The 18,350-nt window shown below is 59.9% G+C and carries 16 protein-coding genes; all 16 read left to right on the top strand.

Annotation, left to right across the window (positions count from 1 at the left end; translation table 11 throughout):
* Positions 1 to 103: 103 nt before the first annotated feature.
* The 16 genes from HGO38_RS21675 to HGO38_RS21600 all read left to right on the top strand — a co-directional run bounded on the left by HGO38_RS21675 (position 104) and on the right by HGO38_RS21600 (position 18,342).
* Entirely contained in the window at positions 104 to 1,288 is a 1,185-nt protein-coding gene (locus HGO38_RS21675) for an EAL domain-containing protein (protein WP_250957983.1), read from the top strand.
* A complete protein-coding gene (locus tag HGO38_RS21670; protein WP_250957982.1) occupies positions 1,288 to 1,746 on the top strand; it encodes a hypothetical protein in 459 nt (152 codons plus the stop codon). The genes HGO38_RS21675 and HGO38_RS21670 overlap by 1 nt, the downstream gene beginning before the upstream one ends.
* Before the next feature lie 259 nt (positions 1,747 to 2,005).
* Positions 2,006 to 3,289 carry a sugar transferase gene (locus HGO38_RS21665; protein ID WP_250957981.1) on the top strand — a complete coding sequence of 428 codons (1,284 nt, stop codon included), beginning with the start codon at positions 2,006 to 2,008 and terminating at the stop codon, positions 3,287 to 3,289.
* Between the two features lie 165 nt (positions 3,290 to 3,454).
* A complete protein-coding gene (gene rfbB / locus HGO38_RS21660) occupies positions 3,455 to 4,504 on the top strand; it encodes a dTDP-glucose 4,6-dehydratase (RefSeq protein ID WP_250957980.1) in 1,050 nt (349 codons plus the stop codon).
* 109 nt (positions 4,505 to 4,613) lie between these two features.
* Complete coding sequence (gene rfbA / locus HGO38_RS21655; RefSeq protein WP_250957979.1) at positions 4,614 to 5,486, top strand: glucose-1-phosphate thymidylyltransferase RfbA; 873 nt, start codon at positions 4,614 to 4,616, stop codon at positions 5,484 to 5,486.
* A gap of 118 nt (positions 5,487 to 5,604) precedes the next feature.
* Positions 5,605 to 7,233 (top strand): lipopolysaccharide biosynthesis protein, encoded by a 1,629-nt coding sequence (locus tag HGO38_RS21650; RefSeq protein ID WP_250957978.1) that lies wholly within the window; start codon positions 5,605 to 5,607, stop codon positions 7,231 to 7,233.
* On the top strand, positions 7,230 to 8,105 hold the full coding sequence (locus HGO38_RS21645; RefSeq protein ID WP_250957977.1) for an acyltransferase: 876 nt from the start codon (positions 7,230 to 7,232) through the stop codon (positions 8,103 to 8,105). The genes HGO38_RS21650 and HGO38_RS21645 overlap by 4 nt, the downstream gene beginning before the upstream one ends.
* Complete coding sequence (locus HGO38_RS21640; RefSeq protein ID WP_284739505.1) at positions 8,096 to 9,106, top strand: glycosyltransferase; 1,011 nt, start codon at positions 8,096 to 8,098, stop codon at positions 9,104 to 9,106. The genes HGO38_RS21645 and HGO38_RS21640 overlap by 10 nt, the downstream gene beginning before the upstream one ends.
* Positions 9,103 to 10,275 carry an aminoglycoside phosphotransferase family protein gene (locus tag HGO38_RS21635; protein ID WP_250957975.1) on the top strand — a complete coding sequence of 391 codons (1,173 nt, stop codon included), beginning with the start codon at positions 9,103 to 9,105 and terminating at the stop codon, positions 10,273 to 10,275. Before HGO38_RS21640 ends, HGO38_RS21635 begins: the two co-directional genes overlap by 4 nt.
* A gap of 6 nt (positions 10,276 to 10,281) precedes the next feature.
* Positions 10,282 to 11,202, top strand: coding sequence for a glycosyltransferase family 2 protein (locus tag HGO38_RS21630; RefSeq protein ID WP_250957974.1), 921 nt, complete (start codon positions 10,282 to 10,284; stop codon positions 11,200 to 11,202).
* The gene (locus HGO38_RS21625; protein ID WP_250957973.1) at positions 11,202 to 12,482 is read left to right on the top strand and encodes a hypothetical protein; all 1,281 of its coding nucleotides are present in this window, start codon (positions 11,202 to 11,204) and stop codon (positions 12,480 to 12,482) included. Before HGO38_RS21630 ends, HGO38_RS21625 begins: the two co-directional genes overlap by 1 nt.
* Positions 12,479 to 13,708, top strand: a complete 1,230-nt coding sequence (locus HGO38_RS21620; protein WP_250957972.1) for a glycosyltransferase family 4 protein — start codon at positions 12,479 to 12,481, stop codon at positions 13,706 to 13,708. Before HGO38_RS21625 ends, HGO38_RS21620 begins: the two co-directional genes overlap by 4 nt.
* Positions 13,705 to 14,706: a glycosyltransferase family 2 protein gene (locus tag HGO38_RS21615; protein ID WP_250957971.1), complete on the top strand. Its 1,002-nt coding sequence runs from the start codon at positions 13,705 to 13,707 to the stop codon at positions 14,704 to 14,706. The genes HGO38_RS21620 and HGO38_RS21615 overlap by 4 nt, the downstream gene beginning before the upstream one ends.
* Positions 14,703 to 16,100, top strand: coding sequence for a hypothetical protein (locus tag HGO38_RS21610; protein WP_250957970.1), 1,398 nt, complete (start codon positions 14,703 to 14,705; stop codon positions 16,098 to 16,100). The genes HGO38_RS21615 and HGO38_RS21610 overlap by 4 nt, the downstream gene beginning before the upstream one ends.
* On the top strand, positions 16,097 to 17,206 hold the full coding sequence (locus HGO38_RS21605; RefSeq protein ID WP_250957969.1) for a glycosyltransferase family 4 protein: 1,110 nt from the start codon (positions 16,097 to 16,099) through the stop codon (positions 17,204 to 17,206). The genes HGO38_RS21610 and HGO38_RS21605 overlap by 4 nt, the downstream gene beginning before the upstream one ends.
* On the top strand, positions 17,200 to 18,342 hold the full coding sequence (locus HGO38_RS21600) for a DUF1972 domain-containing protein (RefSeq protein ID WP_250957968.1): 1,143 nt from the start codon (positions 17,200 to 17,202) through the stop codon (positions 18,340 to 18,342). The genes HGO38_RS21605 and HGO38_RS21600 overlap by 7 nt, the downstream gene beginning before the upstream one ends.
* Positions 18,343 to 18,350: the final 8 nt, after the last annotated feature.

Raw genomic sequence — 18,350 nt, 5'->3', positions numbered from 1 at the left:
TCGTAGGATTTCTCTCGGCTGGCGAGCTTGCCCTGGCTTTGTCAGTTGGCGCGGCGGTCCTTGTCGGTTGTGGTCTCGGCTGGACAGCGCGAGGGCTTGGCAAATGACGATCCGCTCCAAGCTCTCGATTGTCATCGAGAACCTGCCCAGTATTGCCATGGCCTATTCAGAGGGCGTTGCCGGGCGCGTGCTGCGAGCGGTATGGGGATCCCTGGGCGCAGCCCTGGAGTCCGGAGCGTGGTTCTGTGAGGACGAGGCCTGGGGCGTTTCCCTTCGCTCGCGCGGTGACATGTCGTATGATCTAGGACTTGAAGAGGTCGAAGCGGCCGTTCGCAGCGTGTCTCTGGCTCCCGTCAAAATCGGTTCCCTGCAAATTGTCGTGGCGCTTGGTTTCCGGGAAGGCGAGATATCTGAAAGCCGGGCGTCATGGCCGGTCTTGGAGATTGCGCAGTATCGCTTCGACATGAGTGCCGCGACGCTTGCCTATTCGGCCATCGCTGCAGGTGGAATCACATTCGCCGAGCAGCCAATCGTTTCCTCTGTTGATCAGAACGAGGAATTCTATCGGGAATGCCTCATTCGCCTGCCGGATGGAAATGGCGGGCATATCATGCCGGGTGTTTACCTGCCCGCTCTTGAGCGTTTGGGGCTGACCCGCGCGTTCGACCGTTTTGTCGTGCGCGAGACCATCATGCAGCTTCGTCGACGGCCGGATCTGGCTCTCGGCTGCAATATTTCTGCTTTGTCTACAAAGGCAGACATTTGGTGGCATTCGATCCTGACTGATCTCCGCCGGGACCCGGAGCTTGCACGGCGACTTGTGATTGAAGTGACGGAGACCGCTTTGCTGCCCGACGGAAAAGAGGCGCTGGAATTCGTCTCGGCTTTCAAGGCGACTGGCTGCCGCATAGCTCTCGACGACTTTGGCGCGGGATTGAGCCTGGTTGCGTTTGCGCGGTCGGCGCGCCCCGACATCATCAAGATCGATAGTATCTATGTCCGCGATGCCGCCGAGTTCATGGCTGGCATGGAACTGTTGTCCAGCTTGGTCGTCATGTCATCGTGTCTGGCGAGTCAGGTGGTCATCGAGGGAATAGAGGATGAGCAGGGGCTCTCCGCGGCCAGGGCGACGGGAGCGCGATGGCTGCAAGGCTATCTCTTGGGACGCCCCAGTGTCCCGGCGGACAGGGGCGTGCGGCATATCCAGGCGCAGCTGACGGGTGCGATGGCGACAACCACTGGTTTGGGCGGACCAGATGAAGTTGTCGGTGGCATGGGGATGGTATGATGCGCGGTCGCTCCCGTCACTGGTCCGTCGTCGAAGGCGGCGCGCTGGTGCGTTCGTCGGCATCGCTGTCCGGTCTTGCGGCAACAGCCTCGTCCGAAAGGTCGAGCAAGTTGTTGCGTCGATTTCATGAAGTCGAACCGCTTTTCTCTCCTTCCGAGCACCCGATGATGCAGCTCACCAACTGCGCGCGCGCCATCCGGCAGATCGTGTCGGAACGGCAATTCCATCTAAACGAGCGGCAGGTTGATGCCATTGTCTCGATCTACGAGCGTGGCCTGCTTGCAGGTTACGATGGCCTTGTCCGGCCGGGACGGCAGGGGCCTTCCGAAGGGATTGCAAGCGTCGAGCTAACCGATGTTTCCAATTCGGCATGGCGACATGGCAACGCCGTCAGGGAGCGCTGGCACAGCTATCAAAAGCTGGTGTCGGTTCTGTTTGGGAGCGGACAGGAATGCTAGGCCTTGATGGAAACCGGGTGCCTGATGTGTTTGCTCGCGATGTCAGGGCGCGATTGGGCGGCAGACCTTCGTCCGCTATTCGCCAGAGCATGCCTGCACCGGGCCGGGTGTCTGCTGACCGAATTGTCTGGCGTATCGGCCTGCTGTTTCGCTGTCCGTGCAGTGGCCTTGTGAGCATCTAATCCATTCGCGGTCACAATACAACTTATGAGAGCTTCGGCCATCCGTGTGCCAATGCTCGGGAAACTGGGGATCATCCGTGTACAGGCAGGTTATTGGTTATTGGGACAGTCCCAGACATCGATTATTGCGGATCCGCTACCAACTCCTTGGTGGTCTGGCCTTTGCTGTTGGCGTGCCTCTTCTTCTGCGCATGGCGTATGTGCCAGAGGTTCTCTCCAACTCCAATCATCAGGTGACGGTGACTGCGGCGGCGGTCGCACATCTCACAGGCTATGCGTTCTACCGTCGTCTGGGGAATTTTCCGGGCTTAGCAGCGGCTGGCGCCATTCTGCCGACCTTTGCCCTGACCTATGGGCTCGTCTTTCTTCTGATCTTCTTCTTCCGGGCTGACTATAGCCGCTTTCAAGCGGGAGGCTCGTTCCTGCTTTCGATCTTTTGGTATTTTGGTCTTGGTTTCTTCACCAGCAGGCTGGAGCCAACCCGCTTGGCGGTGGTGCCCGGCGGCGATGTCGCGCAAGTGACATCGATCAGGGGTGTTGCCTGGCGAATACTGACGACACCTTTTCCGCCGCAGGAACGGGTCCAAGGCGTTGTTGCGGATCTACGCGCCGATCTTTCGGTGACTTGGGAGCGTTTTATCGCCGATTGTGCTCTTTCCGGGACGCCTGTGTATCACGTCAAGCAGATCGTGGAATCCCTGACGGGCCGCGTCGCGATTGAACATCTCTCCGAGAATACTCTTGGGTCCTTGAACCCCAATCAAGCCTATCTGACGCTGAAGCACGCCATCGATTGCATATTCGCGGTCGCCGTCTTGGTTTTGCTGTTCCCCTTCCTGCTCCTGGTTGCTGCTCTTATTTGTCTGGAAACGCGAGGGCCGGCTTTGTTTCTCCAGCAGCGCGTCGGATTCCACGGCAAAGTGTTCACCATCTATAAGTTCCGCACGATGCGTGCGGCGCCCGTGCCCGGCGCAGATGATCGAGAGCGTGCCATCACTGCCGATGGAGATCCGCGCGTTACCCGGATAGGTCGTTTCCTGCGGCGGACCCGGATCGACGAACTTCCGCAAGTTGTCAACATTCTGCGTGGCGAGATGAGCTGGGTTGGGCCGCGCCCTGAAGCCGTGCCGCTTTCGAAGTGGTATGAAGAAAAGCTCCCATTTTATCACTACAGACATATCGTCCGGCCGGGAATTACAGGGTGGGCACAAGTAAATCAGGGGCACGTTGCGCATGTTGAAGATGTAAATCAAAAACTTCAATATGATTTCTATTACATAAAGAACTTTTCTCCGTGGCTCGATATTGTAATTTACATAAAAACTGTCGTTACATTATTGAATGGCTTCGGTGCCAAGTGAAGTATTGGGGGTTGCTTTGAGCATTTTTCATGTGATCGGTCCGTCTAAAGGACCGGAAATTCGAGCCGGGCGAGCAATGGACCGCTTTGCGGACGCCGCTGTGATTGGCGCGGCATACCGGTTGGTCGGTGGCAACTGCCCGATGTCTTCAGGGAGTGCATTTTGATGAGGCTACTTGTGACAGGAGGGGCAGGGTTCATTGGATCGGCTGTCGTGCGCCTTGCCGTTTCCAGGGGACATTTTGTGATCAATGTCGATGCATTGACCTATGCGGCATGCCTGAAGAATGTGGAGTGCGTGGCCCGTAGCGCCCTCTATGCCTTCGAGCACGTCAACATCCTCGACAGGCCGGAGCTTGATCGCGTTTTCGAAACATACGAACCCGATGCGGTGATGCATCTGGCCGCGGAATCCCATGTGGATCGCTCCATCGACGGACCTGGTACGTTCGTCAACACTAACATTCTCGGTACTTTCAGCATGCTGGAAGCCGCCCGTTCCTACTGGGTGCGCAGCGGCAGGCCGAGCGATTTCCGGTTTCATCATATCAGCACGGACGAGGTTTTTGGTTCTCTTCCGGCCGATCCTGGCATCAAGTTCACCGAAAGCTCGCCGTATGAGCCACGCAGTCCCTATTCCGCATCAAAGGCAGCCTCCGATCACCTCGTGCGGGCCTGGCACGAGACCTACGGCCTGCCCGTCCTGATTACCAATTGTTCCAACAACTATGGCCCGTTTCATTTCCCGGAAAAGCTGATCCCGGTCGTCATTCTCCGGGCCTTGGCGGGTGAAAGCCTTCCGATCTACGGCGACGGCTCGAATGTGCGTGACTGGCTCTATGTCGAGGATCATGCCGATGCGCTGTTGACGGTGGTCGGAAAGGGCGACGTCGGCTCCAGCTACAATATCGGCGGCGCAAACGAGCGCACCAATCTCGAGCTCGTGCGTACACTGTGCGCCATTCTCGATGCGAAATGCCCGAAGGCGAGTGGCAGCTACGCCAATCAGATTGTTTTCGTCACCGACCGGCCGGGCCATGACGCCCGCTACGCTATCGATGCGTCGCGAATTCGCACGGCCCTGGACTGGGAACCATCGGTGACGATTGAGCAGGGACTGGAGAAAACGGTCCAATGGTATCTCGACAACGAAGCCTGGTGGCGACCGCTGCAGGCCCGCGGTGAGACGACCAGACGGCTGGGGATCGTCGCATGACCGAGGCTGCTTTCGCAAAGGCTGAAAGCCTGTCTCGCCTATTGCGCGACATCGAACCGGAGCGGTTTTCAAACGCAATCATTACATCGCTCGATTCTGGAGTGTTTTCATGACGCTACGTAAAGGCATCATCCTCGCTGGCGGGTCGGGCACGCGGCTCTATCCGATTACTGTCGGTCTGTCGAAACAATTGCTGCCGCTCTACGACAAGCCGATGATCTACTATCCCATTTCTGTGCTGATGCTGGCCGGTATCCGGGAAATTGCCATCATCACCACCCCGCACGACCGCGATCAGTTCCAGCGGGCCTTGGGGGATGGCAGCCAGTGGGGTGTTGAGTTCACCTGGATAGAGCAGCCATCGCCGGATGGCCTTGCGCAGGCCTATATCCTCGCCGAGGAATTCCTCAACGGCGCCCCGTCCGTGATGGTCCTGGGCGATAATGTGTTCTTCGGCCATGGACTGCCCCACCTGCTTGCGGAGGCTTCGGCCCAGGCCGGCGGCGCGACGGTCTTTGGATATCGTGTATCGGACCCGCAACGCTATGGCGTGGTGTCGTTCGATGCAGAAGACCGCGTCTCCAGCATCGTCGAAAAGCCGCAGAAGCCGCTGTCCGACTATGCGGTCACCGGGCTCTATTTCATGGACGGAACCGCTCCTGCCAAAGCACGCGCGGTAAAGCCTTCGGCCCGCGGCGAGGTCGAGATCATCTCAGTCCTTGAAATGTACCTCGCGGAAGAAACGCTGACGGTGCAGAAAATGGGGCGCGGTTATGCATGGTTTGACACCGGCACCCATTCCAGCCTGCTGGATGCGGGCAACTTCGTTCGCACACTGCAGAGCCGGCAGGGATTGCAGGTCGGATCGCCTGACGAGATCGCCTACGAACGAGGCTGGATCGACAGGGACGGGCTCGGCGCGCGCATCACGCTGTTCGGCAAGAACGACTACGGTGATTATCTCGCGGGGCTTCTGCAATGATCGTCGGGACGGAAGTCATTCCGGGGCAGGTTGATCGCCGTTCGCACACGCTGCTTGTCGCTGGCGAACCGCGAGGACTGCGGTGCGAGACTCTCTCACCAGCGGGAGATATGCGCACATGAGCCTGGGGCAGTCGAGCATTGCAGGACGGCAAGCCGCGGTTTCCGGGTCCGGAACGATCGAGACCTTGCACATGGATCGGGCTGGAAGCCAGCCGAAGACAAAAACGCGTTCGCTGGCGGCGAACACCCTGATCATGAGTCTGCGGACCGTTTTGACCATGTCCGTATCCCTCTATTCTTCGCGCATCGTTCTCGCCGAATTGGGTGCCGTTGACTATGGGATCTATTTTGCCGTGGCGGGCGTGACTCTCGTCATCTCGTTCTTGAATTCGGCGCTGGCAACCAGCACGCAACGTTTCCTGAACGTCGAACTGACCGGTCGGGATCACGAGCGCCTGCGTTCGGTTTTCTGCACGTCACTGCAGATCCATGTTGCCATTGCGCTGCTGACCATTCTGGTTTCGGAAATCGTCGGCCTGTGGTTGCTCAATACGTATCTGGTGATCCCCGGTGTGCGCATGGATGCGGCCAGGGTGGCGTTTCACTATGCGGTCTTTGCAACGGCTCTGACCATCATTCAGGTTCCCTATAACGCCACATTGGTGGCGTTCGAGCGGTTCACCGCCTATGCCGTCTTTGATATCCTGCACGCCGTGCTGCGCCTGTCGGTAGCGTGGATCTTGATCGCAGGAAGCGGTGACCTGCTGGAATTATTCGCAGCGCTGATGTTCGGCGTGACCTTGCTGGTGACCGTCGCCAAGGTGGTCTACTGCGTACAGGGCTTTCCTTCCTGCCGCTATCGCGTCTGCCGAGACCGTGCGCTTCATTCCAGTCTCAGCGGGTTTGCCGGCTGGAGTATTCTGGGCGCAGCCGCATTGGTACTCAATATCCAGGGCGTCGGCATTCTGCTTAACCTGTTTTTCGGCCCGCTTGCAAATGCGGCGCAGAATATCGCGTTGCAGGTGACCAATGCCACCTCGACGCTCGGTTCCAATCTTCAGATCACCTCCAATCCTCCGATCGTCAAGGCCCATGCGGCTGGCGATCATGAGCGATTTCATGCGCTTGTGGAGCAGAGTGCCCGTTACTCGTTCCTGCTCATGCTGGTGTTGACAGCGCCGATCATCTCAAGCGTCGAACTGGTGCTGGCATTCTGGCTGACGTCCGTGCCCGATCACGCTGGCGATATCACGCGCCTTCTGCTGCTGACTGCCCTGGTCAACAGCTTTTCCTTTCCGCTCATGGCTGCGGCCCAGGCCACCGGAACCATTCGCCTTTATCAGGCTCTGGTCAGTGCTGTGATGCTCAGTGCTATCCCTCTGGGCTACCTTCTGCTCACTTTCGGGGCCGGGCTGCTGTCGGTTTTCCAACTGCTGCTGGGTCTGTCCTGCCTCGCTCTTGGCGTTCGACTTGTCATTCTGCGCCGCCTCGTCGGGCTGGATATCGGACGCTTCCTTGGCGCCGTCGTGTTGCCTGCCGCGGCGATTGGCGCCGTATCCCTTTCCTCGGGTTGGGCCATACGGATTGTCTCTTCCCAGAGCCAATTGACCGAGTTCGCGGGCCTGGTGGCAACTGGCGTCGTCACGCTCGTAGCCGTTTATTTTTTCGGTGTGTCCGCCGTCGAACGAAGACAGATGAGACAGGCGATACGCAACCGGCTCAATGTCGGCGGGAGGCCTGCATGACCATCCACACGCCCACCATAGGCGAAAATCAAACGCCGGCTGCGAAGTCCTTCCTCAATCGGGTCTTCTCGACGCTGGAAAGCCGTCTCTGGCCATTCCGTGTCAGTTGGACCAGGACCGTGTATTTCAACCTGCGCAGCATGCCCGTCTCCGTCGCGGTGAAGCTGCCGGTCTACATCTATCGTCATACGCAGTTTTCCAGCCTGTCCGGCCGGGTCGAGATCGTCGGCCCGGTAAGGCGTGGCATGGTGCGGATCGGAAAGCGTGAAGACCGCGGACAGGGCGTTACCAATATCCGCAATCTCGGCCGCATCGTTTTCCACGAGGGCGTCACCATCATGCAGGGCTGCGATCTCTATATCGGTCCCCAGGGGCTGCTCGAGATCGGCGCGCGCGCCCGCATCCGCGAAAATGTCTTCATCTATGCCAGCCACTGTGTGCGTATCGGCGCGCTGACGGGTATCGCCTACCAGACGACGATAGCCGACGATGATTTTCACTATGTGCTCGATACGCAAACCGGCAGGGCTGGCGATTGCAAGGCAGCGATCATCATCGGTGCGCGGAACTGGATCGGCAGTCGCAGTGTGCTCAAGAAGGGCACGGTGACCCCCGACGACATCATCGTTGCGTCTTCCTACAGTGTGCTGTCCAAAGACTATACCGGCAGTGTTCCGCCATTCTCCGTTATGGGCGGCATACCTGCGCGCCTGTTGAAGACGGATGTCCGAAGGGTCTTCAACCGAGCATCGGAGACGGCGCTCCACCGTCATTACGCCAATGGCGGCGATGCTTTTGTGCTGGATCTCGAAACGCAGGATGTCGAAGCCTTCTGCGTTCGGAAAGCCGCCCAGGAGGCCTCATGCTCCTGAGCGAAACACCACGCAAGCGGCAGGGGCGCGTCTCGGTCGCCATGGCGACCTATAACGGTGCGGCCTATCTGCGTGAACAGGTCTACAGCCTGTTTGCCCAGACACGCTTGCCGGATGAACTTGTCGTCTATGACGATGCCTCCAGTGATGGAACCCAAGCCCTTCTCCGTCAGATCGCTGCTGAGGCACCGTTTGACGTGCAGATATTGGAGGGTGCCGACAATCGCGGTGTTAACGCGGCTTTTCAGGCGGCATTGGAGCATTGCCGCGGTGATACCGTCTTCTTTTGCGATCAGGACGATATCTGGCTTCCGCGCAAGATCGAGGCATGCCAGGACGTCCTCGACGCTCTGCCTCAAAGCGGGTTTGTGTTCTGCGACGCGTCCCAGTTCAGTGCACGGGCCGGCGATCTCGACACGTCGCTCTGGGAACTGGCGCGGTTTTCGCCTCGTCGGCGCGCAGCCTTTCGCCGCGATCCCCTCGGCACCATGTTGACCGGCGGCAATTTCGTCTACGGCATGGCCTGCGCCTTCCGGCGCGACGTCCTGACGCTTTTCCAGGAGATCGACTGCGACCCTGCCGGCATGACCCACGACACATGGTTTGCGCTGCATGCCTCGGCCTTGGGGCTGCCCGGCGTGGCGCTGCCCGAACAGTTGGTGCGCTACAGACGCCACGATCTACAGGCGAGTGTTGTGCTGGGCGGTGTTGATACCAACGCTCAGTCCCGCATGCTCAAGGCACAATCCAGGGCAGCGGCGCTGATCGCGGCTCTGCGAAACGTCCGGAATAACGTCCTGAGTGCCGCTTCGCTGACGGGACGGGACGTTACCATCTCGCTTGCTTGCTTCGACCGGAAGATCGCGTTTTTGGAAGCCCGAGAGAGCCTGCGCCGCGAGCGCAGCCTCAAGGGCATGCTGCGGGGACTCGTCGATCCGGATTACTGGGCTCTTGCCACCGGCCCGGCCAGTGCGCTGCGCGACTACAGGGGGATATGGTGAGCCTCGACCTGTATCTTTCCCAGCCATTGTCTGTCGGACCGTTCGAGGAGTTCCTCGGCGATATGGCGGCCGTCGGCGTTGTTCCGGTCACTGCCGGCGGTGTTGCGTATGGTTTGCTTAGAGCCCGCACCAATGCCCGCTGGTGGCTACTGCCAACCGCACAGGGACGCGCGTCCTGCGCCTCCATGGCCATGTACCAGCCGGCTTCGGCGAGTGCACGTTTGGCGCGGCTGTGGATCCGGACGGCGTTGCGCTTCGGCCTGACCGCCGGCTGGGCATCGGGCCAGATCCGTTTCGATCGCTTGCCCCGCCTGCCGGGCGGCGTGCTGCCGGCGCTGGCGACCTGTTCCTATTTTACCGGCACGGATGGTCCGCACCGCAAGACGGCCATCCAGCTTATGGACGCACATGGCGGCATCCTGGGATACGCAAAGCTCAGCCGTCGCGCGTCGGTCAGGCCATACCTGTCGCAAGAGGCGCGAATGCTCGACCGAATGGCGACGTTGCGATTGACCACCGCTGAAGTGCCGAAGCTGTTGGCCTTCGCTGACCCGGAGGGCGAAGAACCGTCGATACTGGTGACCGACAGTCGCAAGGTCGCCGGCGTAGCAAGTCCGATGTGCGTGGCAAGCGAGCATCTCCGTTTCCTTGCCGAAATGGTCCGGCGGACCGGCAACACGGGCGCCGAACGTGCCTATCGGGAGCTTCAGAGTATCGGCAGCGACCCCCGTCTGCCCGACGATTGGAAACGTCGTTTTGGCCGTGGTCTGGAGCGCCTGAAGCCTGTCGTGCCGATCATGCCGGTCGCACTTGCACATGGCGATTTCACCCCATGGAACAGCTTTATCCTGAGGGATCGCCTCTACGTGTTCGACTGGGAATATGCCGCCGAAGATCGACCCGTCGGTTATGATCTGGTGCATTACATGCTCGCAGCGCGGGGGGCCGAAAACCCTGGATTGATCCTTGATCCGCTGGTCGACCAGGTTGCCAGAGCCCTCCTGCAGGGCGACAGGGCCACGGCCCAGGCCTCCGTGTTGATGTCTTTGCTGCTTCACGCCGCCTTTTACCTTCATCGGGCGATGGAAAACGGCGCGGATGCTTGCAGCTGGGCTGACGCACCAGCGCGGGCACGCCTGATCGATGCTCTTTTGGACGCGAGAGGTTAGATGCCGATGTCGAGATTGGCTGCCGTCATCCTCACCTACAATAGCGACGACGATCTGCCGGCGTGCCTGGTGGGATTGTCTGCCCAAGAGGGCATTCAGCTTGACGTCATCGTCGTCGACAATGCGTCCGACGCCGCACGCCGAGAACGGATGCGCACTGCATTCCGTTCGGTGTTTCCGTCCGGCCACATGATTGAAGCCGGTGCCGCTCTGCCTGTCCTTTACCGTAGCGGCGACGGCCTTTTTGTCGAAAACGGCACGAATGCGGGCTACTCGGCCGGGAACAATATCGGGGCCAGGATTGCCACCGCGATTGGTTGCGCGGCCATTCTGATCATCAATCCCGATGTTCGCATCGCCGCACCCGATTATCTTGTGAATCTCTCCGATGCGCTCTTTCGAGATGACCGAAACGCGATCGCGGGCTCTTCCATCCGCAATCTTTCCGGCGCGAACGAGAACCCGATGTTTGAGCCGAGTTTCCTGCAGGAATTGCTGCTGCCGGCAAGAATGATTGCTGCAGCTTGGGGCATGGGCCGTGACCGGCCACGCGCAGCATCCAGCAGACGGGTCAACGTCACGAAGTTGAGTGGCTGCTGCTTTCTCATCCGCGGTACCTTCCTCCGGGATATCGGTTTTTTCGACCAGACCGTCTTTCTCTACTGCGAAGAGGCCATTCTGGCAGCCCAGGCCAACCAGGCCGGACAAAGGCTAGTCTACGTCGCCGATATCGAGGCCGTCCATGCCCATCGTCCTTCGAGCAAGGGCGATCCGGTGCGGCGTCAGCGGCTGTGGAGCCGAAGCCGCAGATATTATCATGCCCGTTATCTCGGATATGGCGGCATACGCCGGGCTGCTCTTGCCGCGTCACATGGCCTGATCATTGCTCTGACATGGGCGCAAAGCCGGGTCTTGGGAGGGGTATGATGATGCGCTCCTATCCTTATATGGCCGTAGCCGCTCCGCAGCAGGCTTGGCATCATGACGATCATCGGTTGCGTGTGTCGCGGCAGTGGGTGACTGCCTGCATTATTCTTGTCGTGTTCGGCACGGCGCTTTCGCCTTTCATCCTCAGTGACCAGCGCAATGTGCTGGTCATCCTCGTGGCAGCGTTCGCCCTGCCGGTCATCGTCATGCTCCGCCTGCCCATGGGCAATGATCTCGGATGGTCGGCGGCAGTGGTTGCGTACCTGATCGTCGTCGAGCTTTTTCATGGCGGGGCGAGCAATTTTTCGAGCCTTGGCTACACAGGCATGTTCGTTCTTGCCTACATTGCCTTTTGCGGGACCCTTTGTTCGGGGGCGGTGACGCGCCAGCGGCTTCTTCTTCTGCTGCGGCGGCTGGTCCAGGCCTATGCCTTGGTGTCGGTGCTACAGCTGGCTTGTTCCCGCCTGGGCCTTCCGGTCCCGAACCACATTCTGTCCAAAGAGGCGTGGAGCTACAATTCGCTCGGTGTCGAGCCGTCGCATGCCGCCCGTGCGGTGGCCTTCACCTTGCTCGCCTACCTCATCCTCGCCCGCTGGAACGGTCCGGCACCAAGCGTCGGAATGATATGGCGACGCGAAAAATCGACAATTCTCGCATTTGCGGTATCGCTCCTGCTGACCGGAAGCTCCCTGGCGGTCGCGATCCTGCCACTCACGATCGTGATGGCGCTACGATTGCGCTGGCTGCTGGTCGGCAGCGTCATACTCGCACTGGCCTGGCCCTTCCTACAGACAGTCGAGGTCGAATCCATTCATCGCGTGATTGCGTTCCTCACCGCACTGCCGAGTATGGATATCACTGCGATGGTGCATGCCGATCATAGCGGTGCACTGCGTGTCATGCCGCTTATCATCTTCCTTCAGAGTGCCAGCCTGGGCGATCCCTCCGTCTGGTTCGGTGGCGGATATGAGGCTATCACCCACTATATTCAGGGCAATCTGGTCGGTGTCGCAAAAGATGTCGCCGTGGCCGGGTTCATCCCTGGCTATGTGATGGTCTGCGGCATCTTCGGAGCGGCGTTGTTTTGTCATGCCTTTCTGTTCCGTTTCATGAACAGACAGACCATGCCGCTGATCCTGCTGTGGATTCCCATTCTGGCGAACTCCGCGTGGAACAGCCAGATCTTCTGGTACAGCCTGGTCCTGTTGCGGGCTGTCTATCATTTCAGCCAGCAGCCTTCATCCCCTCGGCAGCCTGTCATTGCGAGGTTCGGCCGATGAAGATTCTGGTGTCGGCCTATGCCTGTGAGAGTGGAAGAGGCGGCGAAGGCGAGATCGGCTGGCGCTTGGTGCACCATATTGCCGAGCATCACGAGGTCTGGGTCATCACCAGAGCCAATCTGCGCGCCGCCCATGAAGCCTTGTTCCGCAATGAAGCCAAGCCCTTGCGGCTGCACTTTGTCTATTTCGACCTGCCGTGGATTTTCCGCTTCTACAAGCGCGGAAAGCGCTTCTTCCTGGTCTATTACTACCTCTGGCAGATCGGCGCCGGGCTGCTTGCGCGACGACTCAGGACCACGGAGAGGTTCGATCTTTCCCACCATCTGACGGGTGGAATGGATTGGATGCCTGCCGGCGTCGCATTGTGCGGCGGCCCACTTCTCTGGGGGCCGGTCGGCAGCGAAGATACGCACCCTGTCATCCTTGGCAAACTGGGCCTGGCGTCACGGGCGAAGGACCGGCTTCGCACTTTCGTCCGCAGTGCCATGCGGCATGTCGATCCATTGGTGCGGTTGTCCGGAAGGCGCGCCTGCACCGTTCTCAGTCATACGCCGGAGACGATGCCGCGCCGTCTGGCGAGCAAGCTGCAGCCATTTACGCAGACAGGCATTGAGAACGTTCCCGCCCTTGCGCGTCCGAAGACGGATATCGCCCGACACGGCCCGCTCCGCATTCTTTTCGCTGGCGAACTGAAAGACTGGAAGGGTGCTCTTTTGGCACTGCAAGCGACGCTGAACTATTTCGAACGGGGCGACCTCTCTGCCGTCATGAGGATCGTCGGTGATGGTCCGTTGCGGCTTGAAATGCAGGCCATCATTGCAGCCCATCCGCAGGGGCACCGCGTGGTCATGATGGGCCGCGTGCCGATGGAAAGCCTCGTTGACCTGATGCGGGAAAGCGATGTCTTCCTCTACCCGTCCTTTCATCACGGGCTCGCGACCGTTGTCCTGCAGGCCATGCTGACGGGCTTGCCCGTGGTTTGCTTGGAAGGGGACGCGACGGGCCGAACCGTGGGGCAGGAGGCCGGCATAACGGTTTCGCTTCGCCGGGAGCGCGATCCGGTCGCAGACCTCGCCGACGCCCTCGAAACGCTTGCCGGTGACGAGTCCCTTAGGCAGACGCTTGCTCGCGAGGGGCAGCGGATGGCGCGCGAGCAATACACCTATGCGGCGCTCGCCGGGGCAATCGAACAGGCCTACCAGACAATCCGGAGTGATCCACGATGACCAGCACAAGTGCCGTTTCTTCACCCCTGCCGATTACGGTTGTCGTGTGCTGCTACAATGCCGAAAGCACAATCGCCGAAACGCTATGGACACTTCAGGACCAGACCTGCCCGGCGCAGGAAATTCTTGTCATTGATGACGGTTCCCAGGACCGGTCCATCGAGATTGTCTCGCAAGTTGCTGCGGGTGCCAGCCATATCCGGTTGATCCGTAACGGGGCCAATCGCGGGACCGCCTACACGCGCCATCGCGGTCTGCAGGAAGCCAATACGGAGGCTGTCATGTTCTTTGACGCGGACGATCTGGCCGAGCCTCGCCTGCTGGAAAAACAGGGACGGATGCTGGCTGAAAACCCGGATATTCTGGGTGTTGGATGCCACGCCTATTATGTCAGTGAAAACGCCGGGCAGCAAAATCTCGGCAGGCAATGCGTGGGGCCGACCGACCGGAATGCCGCATTGCAGCAGTTCCGCTCCAATAAGCTGACCTTCATGCCGCCGGTCACTCTGTTCTGGCGACGCGATGCGCTGGCCGTGGGCGGCTACCGGCAGCGGATCATGCCGAATGCCGAGAATATTCGCTACGAGGACTTTGCGGAGGATCTCGATCTGTGGTGCCGCATGTCCGATTTCGGTTCGCAAGGCCGCCATTTCCTCACCATAGCGGAGCCTCTCTTTCGCTATCGCAAGCCCGCCGGTTCTCTCTCGACCCGAAATGTTCGCATGATGCAGTTGAAGATGCGGTGGATCAAGGATTGCCTGCTGCGCCGGCGCAGCGGTGAGGTCGAGCGAAGCCTTGCCGATTTCATCGCCTCGCGCAGCATTCTGGACCGCGTCAATGACTGGCGCTCGGACAAGGCCGCGGGCTTCTACAAGCAGGCTGGGTTCTCATACAGCTCCCGACGCTACGTCAGGCTGGGCGCCTTCCTGCTTCTGACCGCACTCGCCTCTCCCAAACTGATCCGCCAAAAACTCAAGACCCAATCGGTGCGCCCATGAACGTCGTTTCGTCAGCCGCAGCACCGCTCACGTTCGAAGCTGAGGTGTTGTCCCGCTTTTTTGGTGAACTTACCCGTGCCGATCTTGGGTATGCCGTGTTGCGCAATCACGAGCACCTGCCGTTCCGGCTCGGAGCCAGGGACATCGATATTGTCGTCTTGCCTGAAGACTTGCCAAGGGCAATCGACATTGTCGTTCATCTGGCGCGCGATTTCGGTTGCCTCTTCGCCAATCACTACGAGGACGAGCGTATGACCCAGCTGGCTCTCTTCAGCCGAAGGGAGAATGGCGTTTTCGACCTCAAGATCGACTTTTTCACGTCCAGTCAGGTTTTCGGGATCAAGTTGATGTCGGCCCGGGACATGCTTCGCGATCTTCGCTGGCATAACGGCATCCCGGTGGTTTCCGAGGTTGTTCTGCTGCTCGACAAATGGCTTTTCCACCTGGTCGTCGGAAAGCCCCTCCACCCGAAATATAACGGGCTTTTCGGACGCATCGCGCGCGAACAGGCACCCCGCTTGAGGGAAGCGGTCGCCCCTTTGCTCGGCGATGCGGATGCACACGCGCAGCTTACGGCAATCGCTGCAGATGGCGCGTCGCGGATCGCGGTTTTGTCTGCCGGCCGCCGGCTACGCCTGCTCAGCCGAATGTGGAAAGGGCAGGGGGTGCGAGGGCTTTCCCTCATGGCGCGTTTTGTCATCGAACGGCTTCGTAACCGGCTTTGCCCGCACGGACTGCTGGTCTCGGTCAGCGGACCCGACGGCTCCGGCAAGACGACGGTCATCGATCTGGTCCTGGCGCAACTGCGCCAGGGCTATGGTGCCGATAGTATCGAATACCATCACTTCCGTCCCACCGTGTTGCCGCGCATCGCCGAAATGGCCAAAGCGACCGGTGCCGTCGGGGCGGTGGACACCGACTATTCCCGTCCTCACCGCGCCGCGCCGTCGGGTCTCCCGGGTTCCCTTGTGCGGCTTGGCTACTACGGCATGGACTACATGCTGGGCTATGTCCGCAGGGTTCGGCCTGCCCTGATCGACCGCAAGATCGTTGTTTTCGATCGCTATTACTACGACATGATCTGCGATCCCGGACGCAGCCGGATTCGCCTGCCCGGCTGGTGCCTGCGGGCAGTGGGGCGCCTGCTGCCGCTGCCGAAGTTTGCCTTCTTCATCCGGGTGGAGCCCGCAGTCGCCCATGCCCGCAAACAGGAACTGACGCGTGACCAGATCGCGATGCTCAACCTGCGTTATGGTGATCTTGTGCGGCGGGGCTGGATGATCGAGATCGGCAATGATGGCCCGGCGGAACATGCCGCTACCGCCATCGTCGACCATATCGTCGCACACTATGACAAGGCGGCCCGTCGGGCGCTGGGGGCGGCAATCCGATGATCGTCTTCTGCCATCTCCTCAACGATCGATCCGGTAGTCCGCGTGTCCTGTGCAGTGCGATCGAGGTGCTCGATGCGACAGAACGGTGCAATCTGCTGTATGTTGGATCGCAGGGCCGGGGTCTGCTCGAGAACGCGGCGGCGTCGAAGCGCCGCTACTGGTACAGCCGCAGCCGGTTCCGGATCGTGACGCTGTTCAATCTGCTGGTCAGTCAGGTCGGGCTTTACCGGGAGCTGAGCCGGGCGACGGACATCTCGTCTGACGCGATCGTCTATATGAACACGTTGCTCCCCTTCGGTGCGGCGATCTGGGCAAAGCTTAACCGCCGGCTCTTGATCTGCCACGTTCATGAGGTCTCCATATCGCCTGCGCCGCTGCGCCGGTTTCTGACCAGTGTTGCCGCACGCACAGCAGACCTGCTGATCTACGTCTCTGCCGATCATCTGAAGAGACTGCCGATTGCCGAGCGACGCGCCGTGGTGCTGGCCAATCCGATCACGCGCACCCTTCAGGAAAAAGGTCGAACGACGCCTTTTTCCCCGCGGCGCAGTGGCCAGTTTGAGGTGTTGATGCTTGCCTCAGCTCGCGACTTCAAAGGTGTGCCGGAATTTCTCAAACTTGCCCAGGCAATGGGTGACCGCTCCGACATCGTTTTCAAGCTCGTGCTTAATGCGGACGGGCCTGAGATCACGCGGTATCTCAAGCGGTTGACCGTTCCTGTGAATGTCCGGATCTATTCTCGCACGGACGATCCTGCTTCGTTTTATGCCTCAGCCGATCTGGTGGTGAATCTGTCGCGCGTCGATCTGTGGATCGAGACCTTCGGGCTGACGCTCGTTGAAGCCATGTGCTTCGGCATCCCGGTGATCGCGCCGCCTATCGGCGGGCCGGTAGAGGTCCTGGACGGCGGCGTGGAGGGTTTCCTGATCGACTCGCGCGACCTTGCGGCCCTGGCCGCGGCCGTCAGGTTGCTGGCTGACAATCCCGCGCTTTGCCTGAGGATGTCGGCGGCGGCCCGAAGACGGGCGGAACGATTCAGCCAGGAGGCTTTTGCCGCTGGTCTGCAGGGCCATGTCGATGCCGTGCGGAAGGGAGGTAAATGCTGATGAAGATCGCTATTCTGGGAACGGTCGGTGTGCCGGGTCGTTACGGCGGCTTTGAGACCCTTGCTGAGAATCTGGTTCGCCAGCACCATACAGGCCGTTGGGACGCCGGACTAACCGTTTATTGCAGTGCCGAGGCCTATCCTGATCGCGCGCCGCGCTATCTCAGCGCCGATCTGCGATATTCGCGGTTCAGGGCGAACGGTATCCAGAGCATTCTCTACGATGCATTCACCTTGCTGGATTGTGCCCGGCGTGGCCACGATGCCGCCTTGCTGTTGGGCGTGTCCGGTGCGGTCGTTCTTCCCTTTATTCGTCTGTTTTCGTCGATGCGGGTTGTGACCAATGTCGACGGGATCGAATGGCGCCGCGACAAGTGGACAGGAGCCGCGCGACATTTCCTGCGTCTGTCGGAATGGATGGCCGTCCGGTTCTCACATCAGGTCGTCGCCGACAACCAAGGCATCGCCGACCATTTGCAGGAGGCCTACGGTGTCGAGGCCGCCGTCATCGCCTATGGCGGAGATCACGCGCTGGATTCTGCCGGACAGGTGCCGGACGATGATCAGGCCGCGACTTTGCCGCCTGGCTATGCCCTCGCCCTCTGCAGAATCGAACCAGAGAACAATATCGCCATGATCCTGGAGGCGTTTGCCTGCGCCGGCAAGCAACTGGTCTTTGTCGGCAACTGGGACAATAGCGAATACGGACGCACGCTCCGGGCGCAATACTCCACGCAGAAGAATATCCTGCTTCTGGATCCGATCTACGAGGCCGCGGCGCTTTATCGCGTCAGGGCGGGGGCGGGCCTTTATGTCCATGGGCATTCGGCGGGCGGAACCAATCCCTCCCTGGTCGAGATGATGCATTTCGGGGTGCCGATCCTGGCGTTTGACTGTGTCTACAACCGCTACACCACGGAGAACCAAGCCAAGTATTTCCGCACGGCTGGTGACCTGGCTTGGATTGCAGGCCTGCCGACCGAACCGCCGGACATCGGGGCCAGGCTTCGCGAGATCGCCGAGAGGGCCTACACCTGGAATCGCATTGGGAAAGAATATTTCACAATTTTGGGAGCTGACGCCGAATTTATGGAGTTTGGCGAAGTATCTCATGGAGAAAAAAGTTATATTTATTGAAATGAATA

This window comes from Rhizobium sp. CG5, assembly GCF_023701945.1.
GTDB lineage: Bacteria > Pseudomonadota > Alphaproteobacteria > Rhizobiales > Rhizobiaceae > Allorhizobium.
Note: the sequence above shows the minus strand (reverse complement) of the source record. Positions and strands in the feature narration are given on the sequence as shown.